This is a genomic window from Streptomyces sp. WG5 (assembly GCF_049974565.1).
Lineage (GTDB): Bacteria > Actinomycetota > Actinomycetes > Streptomycetales > Streptomycetaceae > Streptomyces.
Map to the genome: position 1 here is coordinate 74170 of NZ_JBNGGC010000022.1, position 26177 is coordinate 100346.

20 protein-coding genes and 2 pseudogenes are annotated in these 26177 nt (G+C 73.2%); 7 read left to right on the top strand and 15 right to left on the bottom strand.

The genetic code is table 11. The features are described 5' to 3' along the window. Positions 1-159: 159 nt before the first annotated feature. Complete coding sequence (locus tag ACP4IX_RS23250; protein ID WP_426556518.1) at positions 160-2532, bottom strand: ABC transporter substrate-binding protein; 2373 nt, start codon at positions 2530-2532, stop codon at positions 160-162. A gap of 325 nt (positions 2533-2857) precedes the next feature. Here ACP4IX_RS23250 and ACP4IX_RS23255 point away from each other — a divergent pair, with 325 nt between their 5' ends. The 3 genes from ACP4IX_RS23255 to ACP4IX_RS23265 are packed head-to-tail and all read left to right on the top strand — an operon-like array spanning position 2858 to position 5976. Then, positions 2858-3148 (top strand): hypothetical protein, encoded by a 291-nt coding sequence (locus ACP4IX_RS23255; RefSeq protein ID WP_426523745.1) that lies wholly within the window; start codon positions 2858-2860, stop codon positions 3146-3148. A 48-nt stretch (positions 3149-3196) separates the two neighbouring features. Further along, entirely contained in the window at positions 3197-4033 is an 837-nt protein-coding gene (locus tag ACP4IX_RS23260) for a hypothetical protein (RefSeq protein ID WP_426523744.1), read from the top strand. Beyond that, complete coding sequence (locus ACP4IX_RS23265) at positions 4033-5976, top strand: fumarate reductase/succinate dehydrogenase flavoprotein subunit (RefSeq protein ID WP_426556519.1); 1944 nt, start codon at positions 4033-4035, stop codon at positions 5974-5976. Before ACP4IX_RS23260 ends, ACP4IX_RS23265 begins: the two co-directional genes overlap by 1 nt. A gap of 40 nt (positions 5977-6016) precedes the next feature. Here the strand turns inward: ACP4IX_RS23265 and ACP4IX_RS23270 are convergent. Further along, positions 6017-6439: pseudogene (locus ACP4IX_RS23270) on the bottom strand (RNA-guided endonuclease InsQ/TnpB family protein); the annotation flags it as partial. Between the two features lie 155 nt (positions 6440-6594). Between ACP4IX_RS23270 and ACP4IX_RS23275 the strand changes: the two are divergent. After that, positions 6595-7362 (top strand): succinate dehydrogenase/fumarate reductase iron-sulfur subunit, encoded by a 768-nt coding sequence (locus ACP4IX_RS23275; RefSeq protein WP_426556520.1) that lies wholly within the window; start codon positions 6595-6597, stop codon positions 7360-7362. Here ACP4IX_RS23275 and ACP4IX_RS23280 read toward each other — a convergent pair. Then, entirely contained in the window at positions 7359-8657 is a 1299-nt protein-coding gene (locus tag ACP4IX_RS23280; protein ID WP_426556521.1) for a hypothetical protein, read from the bottom strand. The two genes, ACP4IX_RS23275 and ACP4IX_RS23280, sit on opposite strands and share 4 nt — an antisense overlap. Before the next feature lie 73 nt (positions 8658-8730). Here ACP4IX_RS23280 and ACP4IX_RS23285 point away from each other — a divergent pair, with 73 nt between their 5' ends. Further along, complete coding sequence (locus tag ACP4IX_RS23285) at positions 8731-8946, top strand: hypothetical protein (RefSeq protein WP_426556522.1); 216 nt, start codon at positions 8731-8733, stop codon at positions 8944-8946. A gap of 13 nt (positions 8947-8959) precedes the next feature. Here the strand turns inward: ACP4IX_RS23285 and ACP4IX_RS23290 are convergent, their stop codons facing one another. The 6 genes and pseudogenes from ACP4IX_RS23290 to ACP4IX_RS23315 all read right to left on the bottom strand — a co-directional run bounded on the left by ACP4IX_RS23290 (position 8960) and on the right by ACP4IX_RS23315 (position 15637). After that, positions 8960-11611, bottom strand: coding sequence for a SpoIIE family protein phosphatase (locus ACP4IX_RS23290; protein WP_426523739.1), 2652 nt, complete (start codon positions 11609-11611; stop codon positions 8960-8962). Positions 11612-11883: 272 nt separating this feature from the next. Further along, positions 11884-12362, bottom strand: a pseudogene (locus ACP4IX_RS23295) (ATP-binding protein). 113 nt (positions 12363-12475) lie between these two features. Further along, positions 12476-12898, bottom strand: coding sequence for a (deoxy)nucleoside triphosphate pyrophosphohydrolase (locus ACP4IX_RS23300; RefSeq protein WP_426523737.1), 423 nt, complete (start codon positions 12896-12898; stop codon positions 12476-12478). Between the two features lie 45 nt (positions 12899-12943). Continuing rightward, positions 12944-13135, bottom strand: a complete 192-nt coding sequence (locus ACP4IX_RS23305; protein ID WP_426523736.1) for an SPOR domain-containing protein — start codon at positions 13133-13135, stop codon at positions 12944-12946. A gap of 373 nt (positions 13136-13508) precedes the next feature. Continuing rightward, positions 13509-14261: a GntR family transcriptional regulator gene (locus tag ACP4IX_RS23310; protein ID WP_426523735.1), complete on the bottom strand. Its 753-nt coding sequence runs from the start codon at positions 14259-14261 to the stop codon at positions 13509-13511. A gap of 146 nt (positions 14262-14407) precedes the next feature. Beyond that, the gene (locus ACP4IX_RS23315; protein ID WP_426556523.1) at positions 14408-15637 is read right to left on the bottom strand and encodes a DUF4190 domain-containing protein; all 1230 of its coding nucleotides are present in this window, start codon (positions 15635-15637) and stop codon (positions 14408-14410) included. Positions 15638-16145: 508 nt separating this feature from the next. Between ACP4IX_RS23315 and ACP4IX_RS23320 the strand changes: the two genes are divergently transcribed. Beyond that, a complete protein-coding gene (locus ACP4IX_RS23320; protein WP_426523733.1) occupies positions 16146-17210 on the top strand; it encodes an acyltransferase domain-containing protein in 1065 nt (354 codons plus the stop codon). Between the two features lie 282 nt (positions 17211-17492). Here the strand turns inward: ACP4IX_RS23320 and ACP4IX_RS23325 are convergent, their stop codons facing one another. From ACP4IX_RS23325 to ACP4IX_RS23350, 6 genes are all read right to left on the bottom strand, one after another. After that, positions 17493-17792, bottom strand: coding sequence for an acyl-CoA carboxylase epsilon subunit (locus ACP4IX_RS23325; RefSeq protein WP_426556524.1), 300 nt, complete (start codon positions 17790-17792; stop codon positions 17493-17495). Further along, complete coding sequence (locus ACP4IX_RS23330) at positions 17789-19474, bottom strand: acyl-CoA carboxylase subunit beta (protein ID WP_426556525.1); 1686 nt, start codon at positions 19472-19474, stop codon at positions 17789-17791. Before ACP4IX_RS23330 ends, ACP4IX_RS23325 begins: the two co-directional genes overlap by 4 nt. A 209-nt stretch (positions 19475-19683) precedes the next feature. After that, positions 19684-20466, bottom strand: coding sequence for an AfsR/SARP family transcriptional regulator (locus ACP4IX_RS23335; protein WP_426556526.1), 783 nt, complete (start codon positions 20464-20466; stop codon positions 19684-19686). 267 nt (positions 20467-20733) lie between these two features. Continuing rightward, positions 20734-21339 carry a response regulator transcription factor gene (locus ACP4IX_RS23340; RefSeq protein ID WP_426523729.1) on the bottom strand — a complete coding sequence of 202 codons (606 nt, stop codon included), beginning with the start codon at positions 21337-21339 and terminating at the stop codon, positions 20734-20736. 173 nt (positions 21340-21512) lie between these two features. Further along, complete coding sequence (locus ACP4IX_RS23345; RefSeq protein ID WP_426556527.1) at positions 21513-23960, bottom strand: TOMM precursor leader peptide-binding protein; 2448 nt, start codon at positions 23958-23960, stop codon at positions 21513-21515. A 42-nt stretch (positions 23961-24002) separates the two neighbouring features. Continuing rightward, positions 24003-24332, bottom strand: a complete 330-nt coding sequence (locus tag ACP4IX_RS23350; RefSeq protein WP_426523727.1) for a hypothetical protein — start codon at positions 24330-24332, stop codon at positions 24003-24005. Between the two features lie 583 nt (positions 24333-24915). Here ACP4IX_RS23350 and ACP4IX_RS23355 point away from each other — a divergent pair. After that, positions 24916-26169, top strand: a complete 1254-nt coding sequence (locus ACP4IX_RS23355; protein WP_426523726.1) for a sensor histidine kinase — start codon at positions 24916-24918, stop codon at positions 26167-26169. The last annotated feature ends 8 nt before the right edge of the window (positions 26170-26177 follow it).

Consider the following 26177-nt stretch of genomic DNA (forward strand, 5'->3'; position numbering starts at 1 on the left):
AGGCCGGCCAGGACGGTGCGGGACGCCGGTCACAACGGTGCGGGACGCCGGTCAGGACGCTCCGGGACGCCGGTCGGAACGGTCCGGGTCAGCGCTCAGGACAGCCGGAACACCGGGCAGGACGCTCCGGGACACCGGGCAGGCGGTCCGGGACACCGGTCAGGGCGAGGGAGCCGTCGACGGGCGCGAGCCCCGGGCGCCCTTCTCCAGGAAGCCCATGTCCTCGTGGACCGGGGTCTCGAAACCGAAGGCGCCCGCGTTGGCGAGGTTCTTCCGGGCCACCGTGAGCTGGGGGCGCTGGTAGAGGGGGACGGAGCCGGCCGCCGCCCAGATCCGCGAGTCCGCCTTGCGCAGCAGGCCCCGGGCCTCCTTCTGGTCCAGCGTGGCCATGGCCTGGTCGAAGAGCTGGTCGACCTGGTCGGTGCCGACCCGGGTGTAGTTCTGCGCGACGTTCAGCGAGCCGTCGGCGGCCGGGACGGGCTTGGCGTAGATGGGGCGGGCGTCGGTGGCGGGGAAGGCGGTGGCGGGCCAGGAGTAGAGCGCCAGGTCGTACTCGCCGGAGGCGATGTGGTCCTTGAAGTAGCTCTTGTCCGGCACCTTGGTGATGTCGGTGCCGATACCGATCTCCTCCAGCATGTCCGAGACGCGGTCGGCCACGGTGCGCAGGGCCTCGGAGCCGGGGCCCGAGGGGAGTACGAAGTTCAGGGTGAGCGCCTTGCCGTCCTTCGCGACCGGGGCCGCCGCCGGACCGGCCGGGGCGGCGGTGCCCTTGGGGGCGTAGGCGCCGGAGGCACCGCCCCGGGCGGTGTTCTTGCCGCTGCTGTCCTTCTCGCCGCTCTCCCGGCCGGTGCCGCGGTCCGTCCCGTCCTCCCCGCCGTCCGCGTTCTTGCCGTCCCCGCCGTCCTCCTTGCTGTCCTCGTTGTCCTCCGCGCCGTCCTTCCCGTCCTTCCCGTCCTTGCTGTCCTTGCTGTCCTTGCCGTCCTTGCCGTCCTCGTTGCCGTCGTTGTCCTCGCCGACGATGTACGTTCCTTCGTCACCGCCCTCGGACGGCTGCTCGTCCTCGCCGCCCTCGCCGTCCTCGGACTTCTCGGCCCCGGCCGCCTCCTCGCCGTCCTCCGGCTTCTTCACCGGCCCGCCGGGCACCCACCCGGCGTCCGCGAGGAGGGCCCGGGCCTCCTTGACGTCCTGGTCGCCGAGCGCGCCGCTGCCGTCGGCGTAGACGGCCTGACCGGGCAGCGCCAGATGGCTGCCCACCGGCTCGGCGGGCAGGCCCAGGGGCTTCAGCACCGCCTCCGCCAGCTTCTCGCGGTCCAGGGCGCGGGCCACGGCACGGCGGACGCGTTCGTCGGCGAGAGGGCCGTCGGAGCCGTTCAGGGCGAGCTGGGTGTAGGCGGGCTCCAGTGACTTGCGGACCTCGTAGCCGCTGAGGGCCTTCCGCCGGCGTTCGAACTTCGCCAGGGCCTCGCGCCGCTTCTCCCGGGCGAGGGTCTCCTCCTCGGCGGCCTCCTCGTCGGAGCCGTGGGCGACCGCCCAGGACCGCAGCGCCTCAGCGGCGGACCCGGCCCGCGGGGCCCGGAACGGCGAGCCGCCCGGCCCCGCGGCCGGGCTGCCCTCCGGGCCCATGAGCGGGGTGCCGGTGCCGGCGTCGCGGGGCGCGGCGGCCAGGGCGACCTGCTCGGCCGTGTCCGGGTCGATCTCGGCCAGGTCGAGCTTGCCGGCGACCAGCTCGGCGATCCGCTTGTCACGCGGCACGGCGCGCAGGACGATCCGGTTCAGTTTGGGCGGGTCGCCCCACCAGCGAGGATTGCGGGTGAGGACGATCTCGTCGTCCTGCGTGTCGACCTCGGCCGGGACGAAGGGGCCGGCGGTGATCTCCAGCTTGCGCCGCGCACCGTCGTTGAAGGCGTCGGGGGTGCCCGTGACGCTCTTCGGGTACAGCGGCGTGAACAGGGACTGCCAGTCGGCGTAGGGCCGGCTGAAGGTGACCTGGACCTCCAGGTCCCCGGCGCCGCGCTCGATCTTCTCGATGCGGTCGTAGCCGGCGTTGCGGGCGGTCCAGTAGGCGCTGTCCTTGCCCGACAGGGCGCGCCACTGGGCGGCGAAGTCGGCGGCGCCGATCTCCCGGCCGTCGCTCCAGACGGCCTGCTGGTTGAGCTTGTAGACGACGACCTGCTTGGGCTCGGTCTCGACGACCTTCGCCGACTCCAGGTAGTCCGGGTCGCGCACCGGGCGGCCGGTCTCGTCCATCCGGTACATCGAGGGCAGCACGGCCTGCGCGACGCGGGCCGTGGTGGCGTCGGCGTCGGACTGGAAGGTGTTCAGCGTGTCCGGCAGGGAGTCCACGGCCCAGCGCAGGGTGCCGCCGTCGGAGATCCGGGCGCGGGCCGCGGAGGCGATGTCCTGCTCGGCGAGCGGCTTGCCCGACGGGTCCTCGGAGCTGCAGCCGGCCAGCGCGGGGACCGCGAGCACGCCCGCGGTGAGGAAGGCGACCGAGCGCATGACCGCGCGCGGTCCGACGCCGACGTGGGACATCTCTGCTACCTCCGGAAGGCCGCGGGCGTGATGGTCGCTTTGGATGGTTATGCCTTATATACGTTATTGGAGTTGATCATTAGTATGTGGACGAGTATGCGGCCCACTGAAGGGGAAACGGTTCGGCGACGCCGGGAGACACGGCGGCGACGGTCCGCAAGCCCACCCGTGCGGCCCAATGCCACCCGTGGTGCACCGACACGCCCCGGCCAATCGCCGCACATCCCTTCCCAGCGGCAGGTGTGACGCGCGACACTCTCAGGCGCATGAACGTCGCCGCCCAAGGCCGGTCGCGTCCCGTGTCCGGCGGAAGTGAGGACACGTCATGTCCGTGCACGACGACCTGGCATCGATCCAACGCAGTCTCGACGACCTGTCCCGGTCGGTGGCCCGGCTGGAGCAGCACCTGGGCAGCGGCGGCCTGGAGATCCGCCGTATCCGCACCGACGCCGGCCATCTGCGCGAGAGCGTCGCGCTGCTGCGGGCAGCGGCGGCCATACCCGACGCGCCCGCACGTCCGGACCTCGTCACAATCCCCGACACGCCGTACGACGGCTCCCTGTGGACGGACTCGGACGACGAGGGCCTGGGCGCCCGCGACCGCCGCGCCCCCTGAGGCCCCGGAACAGGCCCTCCACCCGACCCGACCGACCGGAGTCGCCCAGTGGCCACTGGTACGGAACAACCAGCCGCCGAACCCCACCCCCGGGGCGCCGGCGTCCACACCCCGACGCGCGCCGCCATCCGCGCCCCGCACCTGCGCACCGACCGCTGGTGGCTGGCACCGGCCGCCACCGCCGCCGGCCTGCTGGCCTTCGTCGTCTACTCGACCTGGCGGGCCTTCGCCGACACGGACTACTACGCGGCCCCCTACGTCTCGCCCTTCTACTCCCCCTGCCTGGCGGAGAACTGCGAGCCGATGCGCGGCGGCCCGAACTGGGAGCTGTTCGGCAGCTGGTGGGGCATCTCCCCCGCGATCATCATCCTGATCTTCCCGCTCGGCTTCCGCCTGACCTGCTACTACTACCGCAAGGCCTACTACCGGGGCTTCTGGGCGTCCCCGCCGGCCTGCGCGGTGGCCGAGCCGCACAAGAAGTACACCGGCGAGACCCGCTTCCCGCTCGTCCTGCAGAACCTCCACCGGTACTTCTTCTACGCCGCGCTCCTGGTCGCGCTCGTCCTCACCTACGACACCGTGCTCGCCTTCCGCGACGAGGACTACGGGTGGGGCCACATGGGGCTCGGCACCCTGGTCTTCCTCGCCAACATCGCGCTGATCTGGGCGTACACCCTCTCCTGCCACTCCTGTCGGCACATCGTCGGCGGCAAGCTCAAGCACTTCTCCCGGCACCCCGTGCGCTACCGGATGTGGCAGCTGGCCGGCAGGCTCAACGCCCGGCACATGCAGCTCGCCTGGGCGTCGCTGGTGAGCGTGGCGCTCGCCGACTTCTACGTGTACCTCGTCGCTTCCGGTGCCTTCGACGATCCGAGGTTCTTCTGATGTCCGTGGTCGACCGGCAGGAATGGGACGTCGTCGTGGTGGGCGCGGGCGGCGCCGGGCTGCGCGCCGCGATCGAGGCCCGTGAGCGGGGCGCCCGTACGGCCGTGATCTGCAAGTCGCTGTTCGGCAAGGCGCACACCGTGATGGCGGAGGGCGGCATCGCGGCCGCCATGGGCAACGCCAACTCCGGCGACACCTGGCAGGTCCACTTCCGCGACACCATGCGCGGCGGGAAGTTCCTCAACCAGTGGCGGATGGCCGAGCTGCACGCCCAGGAGGCCCCGCAGCGGGTGTGGGAGCTGGAGACCTGGGGGGCGCTGTTCGACCGCACGCAGGACGGCCGGATCTCGCAGCGCAACTTCGGCGGCCACGAGTACCCGCGCCTCGCGCACGTCGGCGACCGTACGGGCCTGGAGCTGATCCGCACCCTCCAGCAGAAGGTCGTCGCGCTCCAGCAGGAGGACTTCGCGGAGACCGGCGACTACGAGTCCCGCCTCAGGGTCTTCCAGGAGTGCACGGTCACCCGGGTGCTCAAGACGGACGGCCGGGTCTCGGGCGTCTTCGGCTACGAGCGGGAGACCGGCCGCTTCTTCGTGCTGGAGGCGCCAGCGGTGGTGATCGCCACCGGTGGCATCGGCAAGTCCTTCAAGGTGACGTCGAACTCCTGGGAGTACACCGGGGACGGCCACGCGCTGGCGCTGCTGGCCGGGGCTCCGCTGCTGAACATGGAGTTCGTGCAGTTCCACCCGACGGGGATGGTCTGGCCGCCGTCGGTGAAGGGCATCCTCGTCACCGAGTCGGTGCGCGGCGACGGCGGGGTGCTCAGGAACTCCGAGGGCAAGCGGTTCATGTTCGACTACGTCCCCGACGTCTTCAAGGACAAGTACGCGGTGACGGAGGAGGAGGCCGACCGCTGGTACGACGACCCGGACCAGAACCGGCGGCCGCCCGAGCTCCTCCCCCGCGACGAGGTCGCGCGCGCGATCAACGCCGAGGTGAAGGAGGGCCGGGGTTCCCCGCACGGCGGGGTCTTCCTCGACGTCTCGACCCGGATGCCCGCCGACGTGATCAAACGCCGGCTGCCCTCCATGTACCACCAGTTCAAGGAGCTGGCCGACGTCGACATCACGGCCGAGCCGATGGAGGTCGGGCCCACCTGCCACTACGTGATGGGCGGCATCGCCGTCGACTCCGACACGGCCGCCGCGCGGCGGGTGCCGGGCCTGTTCGCGGCCGGTGAGGTGGCCGGGGGCATGCACGGCTCCAACCGGCTCGGCGGCAACTCGCTGTCCGACCTGCTGGTGTTCGGCCGGCGGGCGGGCTGGCACGCCGCCGAGTACGCGGCGGAGCGGGCGTCCGGAGCACGGCCCCGGGTGGACCACGCACAGGTCGACGCCGCCGCCGCGGAGGCGTTGCGGCCGTTCTCCGCCGAGGCGGAGCACGGGCAGCCCGCCGACGGCCCGCCGGAGAACCCGTACACCCTCCACCAGGAGCTCCAGCAGACGATGAACGACCTGGTCGGCATCATCCGCCGCGAGCCGGAGATGAAACAGGCCCTGGAGAAGCTCGCGGAGCTGCGGCTACGGGCCCGCCGGGCCGGCGTGGAGGGGCACCGGCAGTTCAACCCGGGCTGGCACCTCGCCCTGGACCTGCGCAACATGCTGCTGGTCAGCGAGTGCGTGGCGCGGGCGGCCCTGGAGCGCACCGAGTCGCGCGGCGGCCACACCCGCGAGGACCACGCGGCGATGGACCGCGCCTGGCGCGACGTCAACCTGCTGTGCGACCTGACCGACCCGACGGGAGGCCTCGCGGCCACCGACCCGGTGCGCGGCCGGATCGCGCTCACCCGTGAGCGGACCGAGCCCGTCCGTCCCGACCTGCTCGCCCTCTTCGAGAAGGACGAGCTGGCCAAGTACCTCGCGGAAGAGGAGCTGTCCGATTGACTTCCTCCTCCGCTCGAAGGCGGGGGATTCCAGCGGTCGCCCGCTGGGTTTCCTGCTTCGTTGCCGACTGCCCGCCCGGAGTGCTCCGTTGAGGTCTTACACCGGCTCCACAGGCCGACACCGCCAGTCCGGCGGCCTTCAGATTCCTCGCGGCACTCACGTCCCGGTCATGGGTCGTGCCGCAGGCCGGGCACAGTGTGGAGGAGGGGAAGAAGCGGTCGACGACGACCGCGTCCCGCCCGTACCAGGCTGCTTCGTATTCCAGCATGGACCGGAACTCGGCCCGGCTCGCGTCGCTGATGGCGCGGGCGAGCGTGTGGTTCCTGACCATGTTGCGGACGGTCAGGTCCTCGATCACGAGCGTTCGGTTCTCACGCACGAGTCGAGTGGTCAGCTTGTGCAGGTGGTCCCGGCGCCGGTCTGCGATCCGGGCGGGCACCCTGGCGACGCGCCGCCGGGCCTCGGTGCTCACACACTGAACTGGCTACAGGTGAGGACCGAACCTGCCGGTCAGGGCGCGGCCTTTCGCCCTGACGGCGAAACCCCGCCCGCCGCGCTGCTTCGCCGGAGTCCGATTCCTCCCCGGCCCGAAGGCCGGGATTTCCTCGGAGGTACCCGATGAGCGGCTACGAGGCCCGATTCAAGGTGTGGCGGGGCGACGTGGAGGGCGGTGGGCTGGAGGACTTCACGGTCGAGGTGAACGACGGCGAGGTGGTCCTCGACATCATCCACCGCCTCCAGGCCACCCAGGCGCCCGATCTCGCCGTGCGCTGGAACTGCAAGGCGGGCAAGTGCGGTTCGTGCTCGGCGGAGATCAACGGGCGTCCGCGACTGCTGTGCATGACCCGGATGTCCGTCTTCGCCCGCGAGGAGACGATCACCGTCACACCCCTGCGGGCCTTCCCGGTCATCCGCGACCTGGTCACGGACGTCGGCTTCAACTACACCAAGGCGCGCGAGATCCCGGCGTTCGTGCCGCCCCCCGACCTCGGCCCCGGCGAGTACCGGATGACGCAGGAGGACGTCGACCGCTCGCAGGAGTTCCGCAAGTGCATCGAGTGCTTCCTGTGTCAGGACACCTGCCATGTCGTCCGTGACCACGAGGAGAACAAGCCGGTCTTCGCGGGCCCGCGCTTCCTGATGCGCGTCGCCGAACTGGACATGCACCCGCTGGACGCGGCCGGGGACACCGGCCTGGACCGCGGTCGCACGGCCCAGGACGAGCACGGCCTCGGTTACTGCAACATCACCAAGTGCTGCACGGAGGTCTGCCCCGAAGGCATCAGGATCACGGACAACGCACTGATCCCGCTGAAGGAACGGGCCGTGGACCGCAAGTACGACCCGCTGGTGTGGCTGGGGTCGAAGATCCGGCGCCGGTCCTAGTTCGCGTCCTGGCGCACCCAGCCCTCCCGGTACTCCTTCCAGTTCGTCTCCGTCGCCGCGAAGTCGATGTACGGGGCGACGCCGAAGAGCTCCCGGTCGGCGTCCGTCCGGGAGAGGCCGAGGCGGACGCCGCGGACGGCGGCGGCGACGGTCTCGGCGTGACCCCAGTGGTCGAAGTTGCTCTCGTAGTAGAAGGGCAGGCCCATCAGCAGATGGGTGGTGGGCGGGGTGACCTCCAGGGCCAGCGAGGTCTGCTGGGCGACGTAGCCGCCGTAGGTGCCCTCCAGCGGCTGCGCGGTGTCGTACGTCATCACGGCGATCTGGTCGACGCGGCGGGCGACCTGGCCGAAGAACTCCTGCGACCACCACTTGGGGTTCTCGGTGAAGACGCCGAAGACCGAGTGGAGGGCCGGGAGCGGGTCGATCTGGTGGGCGGCCACGGACAGTTGCGCGTCCCGTGAGCGGGTCGTCCCGCGCAGGTCGTCCAGGAGGGAGAGGTAGTTCCGGTCGCCGGAGCGCAGGGGCTCCAGGTCGAGGTGGACGCCGTCGTAGCCCACGTCCAGGACCTGGCCGGCGCTGCGGACGACGGCGGCGCGGGTGGCGGCCCGTTCCAGGAGCATGCCGTCGGCGTTCTCGGTGGCGAGGACGTCACCGAGGAAGGCCTGGACGCGGACGCCGGGCAGCTCGCGGTGGACGGCGTCGATCAGCCAGCGGGCCTTGGGGTACAGGGACTCGGGCAGGGTGCCGTCGTGCTCCATCGGCCCGGTGTGGACGTACAGGTCGCGGATGCCGGTGGTCTCGACGCGGCGGACGAAGGCGGCCAGGTCGGCGTCGTCCTTCCGGCCGTCGACCCAGGCGTGGCCGAGCCACATGGCGTCGCGGTTCCTGGTGCGGGTGCCGTCGGCGGGGTCGCCGATGTAGTTGACGCGGAGGGCGGTCTCGGCGGTGAGGAGGGGGAGGAGCAGGACGGCGAGGACGGCGAGGACCGTCCGGCGGACGCGGCGGATCCGACGGCGCCGGCGGGTGTGTCCGGCGGCGGCCTCGGCCCCGCCTTCGGCGTCCGGGCTCCCGCTCCCGCCGTCCGTACGGCCTTCGCCGTCGGGCGCGGGACGTCCCGGTGGGCTCTCCTCGCCGTCGTCGGCCGGCGGGCCGGTGGTCGGCGGGTCCGTGGATGTCGGATCCGTGGATGTCGGATCCGTGGATGTCGGATCCGTGGATGTCAGGTCCGTGGACGTCAGGTCCGTGGACGTCAGGTCCGTGGTTGGCGGGTCCGTATGCGGCTCCGTGTGGTCCACGGCGTTCCCCTCCCTGTCGACCGTCCCCGGTCGCGGTGGCTCGTTCGTGCTCGTAGGCTCCGAAGGTGATGCCATGCGTCAGCCGGGACCGGGCGTGGCCGGTGTTGCCGACGTGGACGACGCGAACCGGTGTTCCGGTTGCGGTCGGGAGCGCGGCGCCGTGATGTCCGCCGATCTGGTGCCGCCCCTGGTCACCGCGGGGGCGGCCCTGCTGCTGGCCGGATACGGCCGGGTGCGCCGTGTCCGGCGCACCCGGACCCGTACGACACCGGGCCGCGCCGGAAGGTGACGCCGGGGCGCCGTCAGAACAGGCTGAGCAGGGCCTCGGCGGGGTCCGTCAGCTGGGTGTCGGCGCCCGGCAGGGGCAATTCGAACCAGACCGTCTTGCCGCGCGGTGTACGGCGCGAGCCCCAGGCAGCGCTGAGCAGGCCCACCAGTTGCAGGCCGCGGCCGCCCTCGTCGGTGTCGCGGGCGCGGCGCCGACGGGGCTGCACCAGACCGGAGTCCCAGACCTCGCAGACCAGGGTGCGGTCGAGCAGGAGGCGGAGTCTGATCTCGCCCTCGCCGTACCTCAGGGCGTTGGTGACCAGTTCGCTGACGAGGAGTTCCGTCGTGTCGACCAGCGGTTCCAGGTCCCAGTCGAGCAGCCGGGCGCGGGCCAGCTCGCGGGCCCGGCCGACGCTGCGCGGCTCGCGCGGCAGGGTCCAGTCGCCGACGGACTCGCCGGGCAGGCCCTGGACGCGAGCCATCAGCAGGGCGATGTCGTCCTCGGCGTGGTGGCTGTCGAGGGTGCTGAGGACCTGGTCGCAGACGTCCTCCAGGTCCCGGTGGGTGCCGGCGCGCGGTTCCGTCGCCGCCGGGCGGCGGCCGGGCGACGGCTCGGGCGGGTCGGTGAGCGCCCCCACGAAGGCCTGGAGGCCCTCGTCGAGGGGGTGGTCGCGGCTCTCGACCAGGCCGTCCGTGTAGAGGGCGAGCAGGGAGCCTTCGGGCAGCTCGACCTCCACCTCCTCGAAGGGCTCCCCTCCTACGCCGAGCGGCAGGCCCGGCGGCACGTCCAGCATCAGCGCGGGCTCGCCGGGCTCGACCAGGACGGGGGGCAGGTGGCCCGCGTTGGCGAAGGTGCAGCGCCTGGTCACCGCGTCGTAGACGGCGTAGACGCAGGTCGCCAGGTAGACCTCGGAGAGGTCCGCCTCGCGGGGGCGGCGGGCGGCCCGGGTCGCCTGCTGGACGCCTCCGGGGGCGCCGAGGCCGCGGGCGATCTCGTCCAGCTGGGAGAGCACCTCGGCCGGTTCGATGTCGAGCCCGGCCAGGGTGCGGACGGCCGTGCGGAGCTCGCCCATCGCGACGGCGGCGCGCAGGCCGCGGCCCATGACGTCGCCGACGACCAGCGCGGTGCGGTGTCCGGGCAACTGGATGACGTCGAACCAGTCGCCGCCCACCTCGCTGGGCCGGCCGGTGGCCGCGTTGCCGGGCAGGTAGCGGCAGGCGATGTCGAGGCCGGAGGCCTCGGGGTCGCCGGGCGGGAGCAGGGAGCGCTGCAGTATCAGTGCGCGCTCGTGCTCGCGCCGGTAGAGGCGGGCGTTGTCGATGCAGACGGCGGCCCGCGCGGCCAGTTCCACGGCGAGGTCGCGGTCGCGGTCCCCGAACGGTTCGCTGCCCTTGGTCCGGGCGAACTGCGCGAGTCCGACGACCGTGTCGTGGGCGACCATCGGCACGGCGAGCGTGGACTGCACGAGGCCGCCGTCCTCGGCGGGGACGGTGCGCGGGCGGGCGGTGCGCAGGGCGTCGGCGCAGGGCGAGTTGAACGGGTAGTGGTGGACGGCGCCGAGCTTGACCCGCTCGCCGGTGCCGTGGAACGGCACGTCGGAGACGGCGCTGGAGAAGGCGACGCGGCGCAGCTCCGCGCTGCCGTCGGCGAGGCCCGGCGGGGTCTCGTCGCCCACCAGAAGGCCCTGGTAGAGGTCGACGGTGGCCAGGTCGCAGAAGCCGGGGACGACGACGTCGAGGAGTTCGCGGGCGGTGGTCTCCAGGTCGAGGGAGTTGCCGATGCGGGCGCCCGCCTCGTTGAGGAGGGCGAGGTTGCGCCGGGCGGCGGCGGCCTCGCGGGCGGCCTCGCGGCGGGCGGTGATGTCGGTGCCGAGCCAGGAGACGCCGATGGGGCGGCCGGAACCGCTGTGCACGCGGTAGAGGTTGACGGACCAGTGGCGGCGTTCCTCGGTGCCCGGTGCGAAGCCGGTGACGTGCATGTCGGTGATGGATTCGCCGGTCTCCAGCACCCGGCGCAGGGTCGCGGAGACCCGGTCGGCCTCGGCACGCGGCAGGTAGTCGTGGACGCCCCTGCCGCGGTGGTCGTCGGGCGTGCCGCCGAAGACGGAGGCGAACCGCTGGTTGGCGCGGCGCACCCGCAGCTCGGGGTCGATGAGCAGGAAACCGAACGGAGACTGGCCGAATATGGCCTGCGAGGCGGCGAGGTCGGTCTCGATGCTGCGCAGGACGCGGACGTCGACGACGATGCAGACGGCGGCCTTCTCCCCGTCCTCCGTGCGGGTCGGCATGACGTAGACCTCGGCGAGCCCGCGCTTCGCGCGCCGGTGGTGTCCGCCTTCGGCGCCGTCGTCCGGCACGCGGAAGGGGACCACGCCGGTCCATTCCCGTCCGTCGAGGATCTCGGCCATCTTGCGCTGGCCCCGCTCGCGCAGGTCCGGGTCGATGAAGGCCTCGATGGGGTCGGTGCCCACGGCGTGTTCGGTCCGGATGCCGAGCAGCTGCTCCGCGCGCAGGCTCCACTGGTCGACGAGCCCGTCGGGGCCGATGGAGAAGGACGCGACCTTGATGTAGTCGTAGATGGAGCCGGGCGGGCTGCTCTGCCACACCGCGTCACCGAACGGCGCGCCGTCCGACGCACCGTCCGGCGGGCCCTCGGGCCCCGAGGCCCTCGCTGGTATCTCGCTCACGCGAACCGTCCCCTCCAGCTCACCGCGTCCGGCACCGGTCACCGGGAGCGGCTGCCCGCAGTATCCAGCACTACGGCGCCGCACGACACGGTGTTCACGATCACAGCACGGCCCCGATGGTTTTCGGTCCGGACCGTGACAACACTTCCAGTCTTCTAACCAGCGGACACGGCATCGAATCACGTAGTTCGACAACTGCCACTGGCCTGAACCGGTTGACCGGCGGGACGGGGCCCGATGTCAGGACATTTCGGTACGGCGGGAGCGCTGTGTCACCAGCCACCCGGTCCTTCCGGCACCGCGAGTTCGAACCACACCGTCTTGCCCACCGCTCCGGGCCGGGTCCCCCAGCGGCTCGCGGAGGAGGCCACCAGGTGCAGGCCCCGGCCGCTCTCGTCACCGGGGCCGGCGACGCGCTCGCGCGGCGGGTCCGGAAGCGGGTCGGAGACCTCGACCAGCAGGACGCCGTCCGGCCCGGCGGGGCGGCGCACCAGGCGGACGCCGATGGGGCCGGTCGCGTGCCGGAGGGCGTTGGTGACCAACTCGCTGACCAGCAGGGCGGCGATGTCGCCGCCTCGCTGACCAGCAGGGCGGCGATGTCGCCGACGCTGTCGAGGCCCCATCCGCACAGCGTGCGGCGGACCAGGAGGCGGGCGGTCCGCACGGCGTCCGGCGCCGCGGGGAAGACCCATTCGGCACAGCCGCCTTCGCTGTCGATCACGCCGATCACTTCCCCGGCCAACGCCCCCACCCATGTCCTTTTTCATGGGGTTAATGGGCCCATACCCGATATGGGGTCCGGGGTATCGCCGGGGAGGGCGCACTGTGGCACCAACGGCGTACGGGGCGCTCGCGCCGGCCTGCTCAGGCGCCCCGTGCGTCCGTCGCCTCCAGTCCCAGGTGGGCGAGCGCCCGCTCGACGGCCGGCACGTCCTGGTCGAGCCAGGGCACGTCCCAGATCTCGCCGGGAGCGAGCCAGCGCAGGGCGTCGTGGTCCTCGAGGGGTTCGGGGGCGGCGGAGCCGGGGAGCAGACGTGCGGTCCACACGTGCAGGACGAACGGGGTCCTCAGCGGCCACTGCCCCGGGACGCGCTCACCGGGTTCGGCCGTCACGCCCAGCTCCTCGCGCAGTTCGCGCACGAGGGCCGCCTCGGGCGCCTCGCCCGCCTCCACCTTGCCGCCGGGCAGCTCCCACCGTCCGGCCAGCTCGGCCGGTGCGCTGCGGCGCGCGGCGAGCAGGCGCCCGCCGTCGACCAGTGCGGCACCCACCACGATCCGTTCCGTCATGGGCCGGAGCCTACGCGGGTGGCGCCGGCCGGTCCCCCGGCGCGGTCAGTCCGCCGCGCCGGTTCCGTTGGAGCCGAGCTTCTCGATCCAGTAGAGCTGCTTGTGGCCGCGTCCGTCGAGGGTGTCCGCGATCCGCTGGGCCTCGGCCCGGGTCGCGTACCGGCCCACTCGGTAGCGATTGCCGTTGTCGTCCTGCCGGAAGACCAGCCAGGGAAGAGTGACCGTGCCGTCGTTCATCGCGCCCCTCCACTTCCCGTCCACGGCCTGCGCCGTGCCCCGCCCGCCAAGGAAACCCCAGTCCGCATATGCCGGAGCCTACGCCTAACCTTTACGCAGCGAACACGGCTTTACACAAAGAGGTACGCAACCAGCCAGAACGGCAGGGGCGCACGATGCGGAACGCGCCGCCTCCGCAGGCCGGTGCTTCTGGTCGGAGGCATGCCGGGAACGCGGGGGCGACCTGCGGGAACGACCGGATTCCGATGCCCGCGCGCACGACGGCGCGGGGAGCGGACCTCAGGGTGAGCACGAGAAAGGGGCGCAGGAGGCGCACTGAGGGCGTGCGCCATCTCACACCACCGGGGAGGCATGAACTCCCCCGGCGGCACCGCTACTTGACGGGCAGGTGGTACGCCGCCCGGTACCGGTCGGCCGGGACGACCACGTCGGCCGTCTCGACCGCCCGCCCCGAGGCGTAGAACGTGCGCTGGATGTCCAGGACCACGTGCCCCGGGACGCCGCCCAGGGCGAGCAGCTCCTCGGCGAGGCCGGGGCGGGCGCCGACCTCCTCGGTGACGTTGTCGACGACGACGTCGATGGCGGCCATCCGCTCCACGACGCCCATGCCGCCGAGCGGCCCCTCCTCGGGCAGCATCACCGGTGTGCGGCCGGTGAGGTCCAGCGGCTCCCAGGAGGTGGAGAGCATCATGGCCTCGCCGCCCTCCCGGAAGACGTACCGCGTGCACATCACACGGTCCCCGGGCTCGATCCCGAGCCGCTCGGCGACGGCACCGCTCGCCTCGGCCTGCTCACTGCGCGACTCCCACGTGCCGCGCACCTCGCCGTCGGCCTGCTCCTGCCGGAAGGGGGTGGCTCCGCCGGCCGGCCGGAAGCCGGAGCGGGCGATGCGCCGGGGCACGGGCCGCTCGCGGACGTACGTCCCGGAACCGGAGCGGCCCTCGACCAGCCCCTCGGCCATCAGCACTTTGCGCGCCTCCAGGGCGACGGTGTCCGAGACGCCGTACTCCTCGCGGATCCGCGCCTGGGACGGGAGGCGGGTGTGGGGCGGCAGCAGGCCGTCGGTGATCTTCTTGCGGAGATCGCCCGCGACGCGCAGATAAGCCGGCTGCTCACCGAAAGTCACTGGCCGCTCCCATCAGGTTGTACAGACAGCGACAGCGTGGCAACCGCAGGTTGCGCCAGGCAAGCAAAGGCCAAAGAATCACTCAATGTGATGACTTATGCTCGGGAAGGCTTTACGCAGGCGTTTTCTCCCCGCCACAGCCGTCGTCACACCTCCCTGCCGGGCACCTCCCCGGCGTCGCCGCCGTCCTCCTCGTACACCGGCGGGGTCGTGTCCAGCCCCAGGGCCTTGCGGGCGGTGACCGTCGACTCGGCCTCGACGAGCCCGAAGCCGTTGTCGAGGTGCTCGTAGTACGTGCCGGCGTCGGCGGCCTCGGCCGCCAGGTCCCATTCCCGCCGTGCCGCCTCCAGATCCGCGACCAGGACGGCGACCGGCCGCTGGGCGGCGGCGGGCCAGCTGTGCCCGCGCAGCATCCCGGTCTCCCGGCCGAGCGCCGTCGACATCCGCTCCGCCCAGGACCGGTATCCCGCGAGGTCCTCCTCGACGGTCTCCGCCACGGGCATCCCGTCCATGGCCAGGTTGAGCTGGAGCTCCGCCGTCAGGTAGGCGTGCTGGTCCGGGTCGAGCCGCGTGGCGTCGTTGCGCAGCGAACCGGTCAGCGTGCCCCGCTCGTCCGTGTTCCCGAACAGGCAGGTGATCTCCCGGTCGCCCGTGCGCCAGCTCTGCGAGGTCGGTGTCAGGTGGTACACGTCGACGTCGGCCGGCAGGGCCCACCGGTCCATGGCGTAGGTGTCCTGGAGCGCGTAGCACCGCTCGTCGGCGGCGCGCGTGATCTCCGCGTCGCCGGGGAAGGCTCCGCCCGGCAGCGCGAAGGAGGCGAACACCTCGCCGTCGTGCTCCTCCGCGCAGGGCACCTCGTCGACGTCGTACGTCACCCCCTGCAGGGAGCCGCTGGGGGTGGTGAAGCACTGGCCCGTCGAGAGCGCGTGCGCCGTGCCCTCGCCCCTCGCGGCGCCCCGCAAGCCGTCCCAGAAGTCGCCGGCGGCGCCCGTGGAGAGGAACACCACCCACAGGACCAGGCCCACGGAGGACAGCACGGAGCCGGCCACGGCGAACCCCTTGCCCCGCTCGCCCCGCTTCCTGATCCGGGCCAGCGCGACCAGCCCCAGCACGAGCCCGACCGCCGGCACGAGGCAGAACACGCCCAGCACGAAGGCGGCTATGGCGAGACCGTTGACGGGTGGCTGCCGGGGGTGGGTCCCGAAGGGCTGCCCCCAGGCGCCCAGGTGGGGCTGGTGCGGGGGGTACGGCCCCTGTGGCGGGTACGGCCCTTGGTACGGCCCTTGCGGCGGGTACGGCCCCTGCGGGTGCTGCCCCGGCGCGAACCCGCCCTGGGAATAGGGACCTTGGGGGTCGGGCGGCGGCGGTATGGACACGTGTACCGTGCTCCTGTTTCGGGCGATGACGCGAAGGCGCCGCGGGACGGGGGGTTCGGGGCCGGGCCCGACGGGCTGCCGGCCGGTCACAGAGCGCATGCTAAGCGCATTCCGGACGGGGGCGGTATGCGGGTGACGGACGCTTCGGTCCGGGCGGTGAACGGGCTCACCTCCCGCTGGGCGGCCACCACGAGAGGCGGCACGGTGTTCTCGGCGGTGCCCGTGTGGCCCCGCTCGCCCTCCTCGCGGACGGCGCGGCGGGCACGGCCCGGGCGGAGCCGGCGGACGCGGTGGGCGTGCCCGCCGGGCGGGCGGGCGGTGCCGCCGCGGTGACGGTCCAGGGCTTCTCCACCCCAGCGCTATCCGCTGCCGCGACCCTCCGGTGCGGAGCGCTCCGTCGTCGGCGCGCTCCGCACCGCGCACTCCGCAGGGAGAGAGGACCCATGGCGATGACAGCCACCGATGCAGCGACACCGGCAACCGTGGAGACCCGCGGGGGCGAGGTCCGGTGAGCGCCGTCACGGAACGGGAGTCCGCCGGCCCGCCGGTGGTCGTGCTGCTGCCGGGCCAGGGCTCGCAGTACCCGGGCATGCTGCGCGGGCTGTACGGGACCGAGCCGGTGTTCACACGGGTGCTGGACGAGGTCTTCGGGCGGCTCGGCGAGGAGGGTGCCCGGGTCAGGGCGGACTGGCTCGGCGACTCGCCGGCCGTCCCCCTGGACGACGTGCGGCGCGCACAGCCCCTGCTGTTCGGCCTGGACGTGGCGCTGGGCACGCTGCTCGCCTCGTGGGGAGTGCGGCCGGCCGCGTACCTGGGGCACAGCGCCGGTGAGTACGCGGCCGCCGTGCTCGCCGGGATCATGAGCCTGGACGACGCCGTGGACGTACTCGCCGCGCGGGTGGAGTCCCTGGCCGGGGCGCCGCCCGGCGGCATGGTCGCGGTGGCGGCGAGCGCGGCCCAGGTCGCCGGGCGGCTCACCCCCCGGGTCGTGGTGGCCGCCGTGAACGCGCCCACCCAGGTCATGCTGGCCGGCCCCGACCCGGACCTGGGCGAGGTCACCGCCCGGCTCACCGAGGACGGCACGCCCTGGATGCCGGCCAAGGCCACCACCGGGTTCCACAGCCCCTCGGTGGCGGACGCCTGCGCGGCGACCGTACCGGCCTACCGGCGGATCTCCCTGCGCCCGCCGCACACCCCGCTGGTGTCCGGGTACACCGGGCGGGAGCTGGGCGAACCCCTCGTGCGCGACCCGCGGTTCTGGGCCATGCAGCCCTCCCGGCCGGTGCACTTCGGTGCGGCGCTCGGTCATCTCCTCGGTACGGGCGGCCCGCTGGGGCCCGGACCGTTCCTGCTGGTGGAGGCCGGACCCGGGCAGGGGCTGTCGGCGATCGCCCGTCGCCACCCCGCCGTCACCCGGGGCGGTGCCGCGGTGGTGCCGCTCTCCGCGGCGCGGGCCGGTGCGGAACGCGACCGCGCCCAGCTGGCCGAGGCCGCCCGCCGGCTCCTGCCGGCCGCCGCCCCCGCCCGGGTCCCCGCCGTCCCCCGTGCCGGGGCCGGCCACGCCGCGAGCTGACCCGGGCCCGCCCGGATGCCGCCGTGAACGCGGTCCGCCCGGCACGGGCGCGACGCCTCCGGGGCGCGGCCCGGTCCTTCGCCTCGCCCCGGACAGCCGGGCACCCGGGTACCTGGGCGCCCGGACACCCGGACACCCGGACACCCGGACACCTGGGCGCCCGGACACCTGGGCTCCTGGGCACCGGCACGGCGGGCTCGCGCCGGCACAGTCGTGCCCCGGTCGCGGGGGATGTCGACCGGGGCACGGGTTCTGAGGGGGCGTACGGCCCGGGGCCGGCTTCTAGCCCGCCCGTTGCCAGGACGCCGTCGGTGCCTCGGACGGGGTCCAGCGGGCCCGGCGGGCGCGGGGGGCCGCACCCGGGGCCGTGGGGGCGCGGCGGGGCAGGACCGCCAGGATGGCGGTGGTGACCGCGGCGATCTCGTCCGGGGTCGGGTCCCCCCGGAAGACCAGCAGCGGCTTCGGGGGCTGCGCGGCGGCCGAGGCGTCGGCGGCCTCGACGGCCGGGGGGAGCGGGAAGGGCGCCGGGGCGGTCCGCGGGGACGTCGGCGTGGGCGTGGAAGTGGTCGTCCGTGAGGTCATTGCGGCTGGTTCCCATGCTTGCGGGCCGGACCTGCACGGTGCTTCGCGCGCAGCATGGCGAGCGCGTCGATGAGCACCCTGCGGGTGTCGGCGGGGTCGATGACGTCGTCCACGAGGCCGCGTTCGGCGGCGTAGTAGGGGTGCATGAGTTCGGCGCGGTACTCCTCGATGAGCCGCGCCCGGGTCGCCTCCGGATCGTCGGCGGCGGCTATCCGCTTGCGGAAGACCACGCCCGCGGCACCTTCGGCGCCCATGACGGCGATCTCGTTGCCGGGCCAGGCGAAGGACAGGTCGCAGCCGATGGAGCGGGAGTCGAGCACGATGTACGCGCCGCCGTACGCCTTGCGGAGGATCACCTGGAGGCGGGGCACGGTGGCGTTGCAGTAGGCGTACAGCAGCTTCGCGCCGTGCCGGATGATGCCGTCGTGCTCCTGGCCCACGCCCGGCAGGAACCCGGGCACGTCGACGAGGGTCACCAGCGGGATGTTGAACGCGTCGCAGAACTGCACGAACCGGGCGGCCTTCTGGGAGGCGTCGATGTCGAGCACGCCGGCCGACACCGACGGCTGGTTCGCCACGACGCCCACGGTCTGGCCTCCGAGGCGGGCCAGTGCGCAGACCACGTTGGGCGCCCACAACTCGTGCACCTCGGTGAAGTCGCCGTCGTCGACGATCTCCGCGACGACCGGGCGGATGTCGTAGCTGCGGCGGGGTTCCGCGGGCACCTGGTCCAGCAGTGCCTCACAGCGCCGGTCCACGGGGTCGTCGGGCTCCGTCTCCGGGGGGAGTTCGCGGTTGTTGGACGGCAGCAGCGACAGCAGGTGGCGTACCTCGGCGAGGCAGCTCTCCTCGTCGTCGTGGACGAACGCGGCGACGCCGGAGCGGGCCGCGTGCACCTCGGCGCCGCCCAGTTCCTCGTGGGTCACGTCCTCCCCGGTCACGGCCCGCACCACGTCCGGGCCGGTCACGAACATCTGCGAGGTGGAACGCACCATGAACACGAAGTCGGTGAGCGAGGGCGAGTAGGCGGCTCCGCCGGCGCACGGGCCGAGCATGACGCTGATCTGCGGGACGACGCCGGAGGAGCGGACGTTGCGCTGGAAGATCCCGCCGTACCCGGCGAGGGCGGAGATGCCCTCCTGGATGCGGGCGCCGGCGCCGTCGTTGAGGCTGACCAGGGGTGCGCCCGCCGTCTCGGCCAGGTCCATCACCTTGTGGATCTTCTGCGCGTGGGCCTCGCCGAGGGCACCGCCGAAGATCCGGAAGTCATGGGCGTACGCGAAGACCCGCCGTCCCTCCACCAGGCCCCAGCCGGTCACCACGCCGTCGGTGTGGGGCCTGCGGTCCTCCAGTCCGAACCCCGTGGCCCGGTGCCGGCGCAGGGCCTCGATCTCGCGGAACGTGCCCTCGTCGAAGAGCAGGTCCAGTCGCTCCCTGACGGTCAGTCTGCCGCGCCGGTACTGGGCCTGGGTGGCCGCCTCTCCCGGCCCGGCGGCGGCGAGGGCCTTCAACGCGGCGAGCCGACCGGTCAGTTCGCGCAGGTCGGGCGGTCCCTGCCCGGCGCCGGCGGCCGCCGCCCGGGCCGGACCGTGCGCGGCCGCCGGTACCGTGGCCGGGCCGGTCGTGGACACCGGCACCGTGGCCGGAACGGTCGTGGGCCGGTCCACCTCGTAGACGCTCATGTCCCCGCTCACCTTCCTGTCGGCGGTTCTCCGCGGGTCGTCCGCGGTCCTGCACCGGCCGGTCTCCCGGTGGGGTGTGGCGCGTGCACGGGGCCGAGCTCTCCGACCGCGCGGGACCGGCGGCACTCAGCACACAGGGGGCCGCTGGAGGGACGTTAGGGGCGGGCTGGAGACACACCCCGGGGGACCCGGGGGACCCGGGGGCCGCCCTATACGCGGGCGGCCGTCGCAGACGCCGTCGCCCGGGCGCGTACGTCGTCCGCCAGGCGGCGCAGTTCCAGCGAGGGCAGCAGGCCGAACCGTTCGTCGAGGCGGTGGCACAGGACGTCGTAGACGGCGAGGGCGCCCCCCGGGCGGCCGGAGCGGTCCAGCGCCGTCATGTACAGCGCCTGCAGCGCCTCGTGGTGCGGGTGGCCGGTGGTGAGTGAGGCGAGTTCGGGCAGCAGCCGTTCGTGGGCGCCGAGCCGCAGTTCCGCGGCGATGCGGCGTTCCAGTACGCCGGTCCGGCTCTGTTCCAGCCGCATGGCCTCCAGGCCCAGCAGGGCACCCGTGCGGACACCGTCGAAGGCCTCGCCGTGCCACAGCTCCAGCGCCGTCCGGAACAGCCGCGCCCCGCGGGCGTCGTCGCCCCGCTCCACCGCGGTCTGCGCCTCGGCGCACAGCCGGTCGTACACGTGCGCGTCCACCGTGTCGGGCCCGGTCAGCAGCGCGTAACCGCCCGGCCGGGTCACCAGCACCTCCCGGGCCGCGGCCGGATCCCCCAGGGCGCGGCCGATGAACGTACGCAGCCGCAGGACGTACGTCTGCACGCTGACGTGGGCCTTCGGGGAGGCCGCGGCGCCCCAGACCTCCTCGATGACGGAGGGGACGGTGACGACCTGACCGGCCTGCACCGCCAGCAGGGCGAGTAGCTGGCGCGGTTTGGCCGCCGTGGGGACGATCGGAACACCGTCGATGGCGGCGGAGAACGGGCCCAGCACGGTGAGCTTCAAGGGTGTCCCTCCCTGGACGGTCGCCCCGTGGACCGGTGGTCCCCTGGCGTACCGACCGTCGCACGCGGCGCGCACGGCGGGCCAGTGAGCGGAACCCGGATCACGGGTGAATCCGTCACGGCCGCACCGTGAGGACTTCACCTGATTCCTGCGCTGGTCTCGACCCGGCTGGCGTCGAGGGCGGAAGACCTCCTGGAACGCTGCTCCCGGAGGCAGCCTGAGCCAGGAATCCCCTCCCCTTGTGGATGACTTCGGGGAGGGGAGGATTCAAAGCCAGCCCGACGAGCGGGCGATGCGGATCGCGTCGACGCGGTTGCGGGCGCCGAGCTTGTAGACGACCGTCGTCAGGTAGTTGCGCACCGTTCCCACGGACAGGTGCAGGCTCTTGGCGATGTCGCCGACGTCGTCGCCGGACGCGGCGAGCCGCAGCACGTCCGACTCGCGCGGTGTGAGCGGGCACTCCACGTGGTCGAGGGCGGCGAGCGTCAGCTGCGGGTCGAAGACCCGGTCCCCCCTGGCGACGGCACGGATGGCGTCGGCGAGCCGGTCCGGTCCGGCGTCCTTGAGCATGAACCCCCGGACGTTCGCGTCCAGGGCCCGGCGCAGGTGGTTGGGCCGGCCGAGACTGGTGAGGATCAGCACCTGGGTGCCCAGGCCGCGTTCGTGCATCTCCTGGGCCGCGGACAGGCCGTCCAGGACCGGGAGTTCGATGTCCAGGACGGCCACGTCCGGCTTGCGGGCCTCCGCCTCGCGGACGATGTCCGCGCCCGACTCCAGTTCGGCGACGACCTCGATGTCGGGCTGCATGGAGATGAGTTCCACCAGTGCCCGCCGCAGCATGCGCATGTCTTCCGCAATCAGGATCCTGATCACGAGTTCGCGACCCCCCTCCGGCCGCCCGCGCCCCCGCACGAGTTGGCCGGAAGACACAGTACGTGCCGGAGCCGACGACGAGAGGGGCTCGTGAACAGTCGGGTTCCCGGTATTGCCGCGATTTTGAACAAGTGGCGGGACATACCAGGCGACACGGGCCATTTTCCCGGCGTCTACAAGAACATCGGCACCGGATTGAGCCGCTCGTACGGTGTCGGCTCGGCGAGCCGGCCGAGCGCGACGGGGACGTCGTACAGCCGGCCGGGCGCGAACCTGGCCCAGAAGTGCCGCATGCCGGGCACGATCGTCTTGACCACCGGGAGGCCGATGTCCGGCCGCGTCTGGTCGAGGACGAGCAGTTCCATGCCCCGCTCGGCGACGGCCGCGCGGATGGCCGTGACGTCGTCCAGCAGATCGGCGCGGGGCGTGTAGCGGTAGCCGGCCCGGGTGCGGGGCGGGGTGGCGGGGTCCGGCAGCAGGTAGGGGTGCCCTGCCACGGTCGCGGTGCGCCACCATGCGGTCAGCCGCTCGTCCGGGCACCCGTAGCCGGTTCCCCCGGGCCCGGCGCCGACGACGGCCGGCATCATCTGGTTCATCTCCGCCAGTGCGCGGCACAGCGCCACGGACGGGTCGAAGTGGGCGCCGAAGCCGAACAGGACGTCCTCGGTGGCACCGCCGACGCGCCGGGTGACCGCCGCGAAGGCGGGGATCCCGAAGTCGGAGGTGACGTCGAGCGCCCACACCTCACGCCCCAGCGCGGCGTGCACGGTACGGATCCGGTCGATCCAGGGCTCCTCGAAGGAGTCGAGGTCGACACCGGGCTGCCGGGTGCGGTTGTACCACCACAGGGCGACCGCGTCGCGCTCCACGAGTTCCAGGAAGCCCTGGACGACGGCGTCCTCCAGGCTGGTGCCGCCCGCGTTGCCGTTGGAGTCCGCCCGCACACAGCCGAGCCCGGGGGTGCGCGGCGCGTCGTAGTACAGCAGGGCCGTGGGCAGCAGGCGCTGCTCGCCGCGGGTCAGGGACCACACGGGCGTCCAGTCCGCGGGGGCGTCCTCGTCGAAGGGGGCGACCCCCTGGCGCGAGTGGTGGAGCAGGCAGTCGGCGGGGTGCACGGCGCGGTCCGCCACCTGGTGCCAGCTCGCCCGTACGACGGGTTCCCCGCCCTGGAAGGTGCCCGAGTGCCGCTCCAGGGACTCGCACAGCGCGCTGACCCGGGCGTCGAGTTCGGTCATCCCCTTGCCGCCGCTCTCGCCGCGCAGCCGGGAGGCGGCGCCGGTCAGGCCGTGGGCGCCGCGTGCGTGGTTGTGTCCGGCGCGGAAGGAGTTGAACTCGGCGGGACCGCGCGGGTCGCGTTCGACCGCCTTGACCACTCCGGTGATCGGGCTGATCAGGTGCTCGTAGGTGCGCAGGGTCTGTTCCGCGGTGACGGCCCGGTGCCCGTTGCCGGTGCGCTCGGCCTTCGGCCGGGAGACCGGCGTCACCGGGCGGAGCACCCGGCGGGCCACCAGCGTGGGGTCGCCGCAGCCCGGGCACTGCGGTCGTGCGCGCAGCGGGTGCAGCCGGCTGGTGAAGCCGATGGTGTCGAAGGTCAGCACGCCGTCCTGGCCCGGGTAGCGGTGGCCGGCCAGCCACTTCAGGCCCTCGGCCACGGCCAGCTGGTGGCCGATCATGAGGCTCGCGGAGGTCTCGGCCGGCGGGTGCGGCACGGAGCGGCCGAGGCGGGCCCGCAGATGTGCCTCGGTGGCCCGGTGCCCGGCCATCCGGTGGGCCAGGCACTGCCAGCAGGCCGACGCGCCGGGCCGGAAGACGGGGCCGACCCAGGGGGTGGTTCCGTGCGGCTTGGCCAGCAGCCAGGGGTGGCCTGCCGCACGCTGCCGCTCGTCCAGCGCGCGCAGCGCCGGATCGAGGTAGTCGTCGCAGACGACCAGGGTCAGAGCGGCGTCCGCGACGTCGTCGGTCACGGTCAGGCCGGAGGCGGCGCAGGCCCGGGCGACGGCCCGCGCGTCGGCGTCGCCGAGCGCCTCGACCCGTACCGCGAGAGAGCTCGACGGTCCGGGCGCTCCCGCCAGTTCCCAGTAGGCCTCGACGGCACCCTCGGCCGGGGCCGGCTCGGCGGGGTCCGGCCGGCGGGGCGCGGCGGGGTGCGGGGGCGGGGATGGGGTCGTGCTGGGGCTCGGGATCGGGATCGTGCCGGGCCTCAGGCCCGTGCCGGGTCTCAGGCCCGTGCTCGTGCTCGTGCCGGGTCTCGTGCTCGTGCCGGGTTTCACGCTCGGGCCCGAACTCGGGCCGGTGGCCGCCGCGGTCGGCTCCCCGCCGGACCCGCCGGACCCGCCGGCCGGTCCGGAGGCCGGTCCGGAGGCCGGTCCGCCCGTCGGTGGTCCGGGAACGCCGCTGATCAGTTCGGCCTCGCTCAGCCTGCCGATGGCCATCGCCACGTCCAGCGCGGAACACCGGGGTGCCGCGTCGGCGACCAGGGTGCGGAAGTCCCTCGTGCCGTCCAGCAGCGGAGCGACCACCTCCACCCGATCGTCCTCGAAGGCGACGATGCCCCGTTCGGACACGACGTACGTCCCCTCGCCCGGGACGACCTCGGCGCGTACGTGTCTTCTGAACCCCACTCGCAATGCTCTCTCCCCCTGTCGTCGTGTGGTTCAGCGGGTTCAGCGGGTCGCGGCGGCCGTTCCGGCGACCGTGCCGTACTCCGTGTCGGCGATGCACAGCGTCAGCAGGCACACGCCCGCGTCCCCCAGTCCGGAGTAGTCCTCGCGCACGACGCCCTCCCCGGCGGGCCGCGGCAGGGCCGGCGTCCGGGTGTCGGCACCGACCACGAGTCCGAACTCGGCCAGGACCGAGGACGGGGCGGTGGCGTAGCGGCTGGCGGTCTCCGGGTCGAGGAACGCGTGGGTCATCAGCTCGGCGAAGCGGAGCTCGTCGTCAGGGGTGCCGAGGAACGAGTCGAACTGCCGGTCGGCGAAGACGGACTGGTTCATGGTGACTCCCTTGGGTTCGCACGGCGCGCACGGGCGCCGGATGTCGTCAGGGCTGCATGGGACGTGCTGTGCGCGGTGTCCCGGCTGGTGCGCGCCGGCGCGGTCGTCCCGCGGGCCGGTGAGCCAGGGCGTCGTACGGAGTGCCGACGACCGCATGGGCGGCGCCGCGGAGCGGGGCCCTGGACGCGGTGGCCGGAACTGCCGCCTCCGCGCCGGGCCGTGCGGGGCGCCGGACTGTCCTTGCGATCGGTGCTGCGATCAGTGCTGCGCGATCGTGCGGTGCGACCGGTGCGGTGCGACCGGTGCGGTGCGATCGGTGCGGTGAAGGTGCTGCGCCTCTGTGCTGGGCATGAGTTAACGCAATCCCGCTGGCCCCGAGCCAGTTAGCGGCTCATGTGTGGGGATGTGAATTCTTCACTGGTCGCCATATTCCCGTGTCAACCGGGCCGGCGATCAGGACCTTTTACCGGAAAGCAGGCATCTCCCCGGAAGCCCTGTCTGAAGCCTCCACAGGATGCACACCTCCGTTATGATTCGGACGCCGGTTCGGGGGTCCAGGACGACTGGAGGTCTGGTGTCGCAGATGACCGAACGCAGACGCAGGGTTCCGCCGAACCGGACCGGTTCCGCCGCGCCGGACCTGTCCGCGGTCAGTTCCGCGGCCCCGAGTCCGGCCATCGCCTCGGTCCTGGTCGTCGTGGTCTTCGCGGGCTACCTGCTCATGCAGTTGGTGAACGTGCTGGACTCCGCTCCCGGCGGCGCGGAACTCATGACGTGCGTGGGAGTACCTCCGGTGCTCGCGGCCCTGCAGTACCTCCACTCCGCCCCGCACATGGCGGCCCTGCGCACCCGCGTGCTGCCGTGGAGCCTCGTGCTGCAGGCGGTGCTGACCTTCACCCCGCTCGTCGCCTTCGGCTGGCAGTGGGGCGGCATGGCCGGTTTCCTCGCCGGGTCGTTGCTGCTCCTGCTGCCGCGGGGCACCGGCTGGGCCCTGTTCGGCCTGACCACGGCCGCCGTCGTGGTGATCTCGGCACTCCAGTCGCTCGGCGCCGTGAACGTCGCGTACATGGGGGTGTCGACGGCGCTCACCGGGCTGGTCCTGTTCGCGGTGGCCCGGCTCGCCTCACTGGCGGCCGCCATCCACGCGTCCCGTGACGAGCTGGCCCGCATGGCGGTCGCCCGGGAACGGCTGAGGTTCGCCCGCGACCTGCACGACCTGCTCGGCTACAGCCTCTCCTCCATCACGCTGAAGAACGAGCTGATCGCCCGGCTGATCGACAACAACCCGCAGCGGGCCCGGGACGAGGTCGCCGAGGTGCTCACGATCGCCCGGCAGGCACTGGCCGACGTGCGTGAAGTGGCGCGCGGCTACCGGGACATGTCGCTGCTGGTGGAGGCGGAGTCGGCCCGCTCGGTCCTCAAGGCGGCCGGCATAGACGCCCGTATCGACGTGTCCGTCACCGGTCTGTCGTCCACCGCCAACACCATCCTGGCGACGGTGCTGCGCGAGGGCGTGACCAACATGCTGCGGCACAGCCAGTCCAGCACCTGCTCGATCACCACGTCGACGGACGAGAAGGAGGCGCTCGTCGAGCTGGAGATGGTCAACGACGGTGTCGGCGCGGGCAGTTCGATGCCGGCGAGCACCGCGTCCAGCGGCACGGGGCTCGGCAACCTGGCCGCCCGGGTCGCCTCCGTCGGGGGCGGGCTGCGCGTGGGGCCCGGCAGGGACGACGAGGCGGGGGTCTTCCGGCTGGTCGTCCAGGTGCCGGCGGACGCGGTGCCGGTCGCGGAGACGGCGGACCCCCGGGAGGCCTCCTCCCGGCTGACCGTCTGACCGGCCCC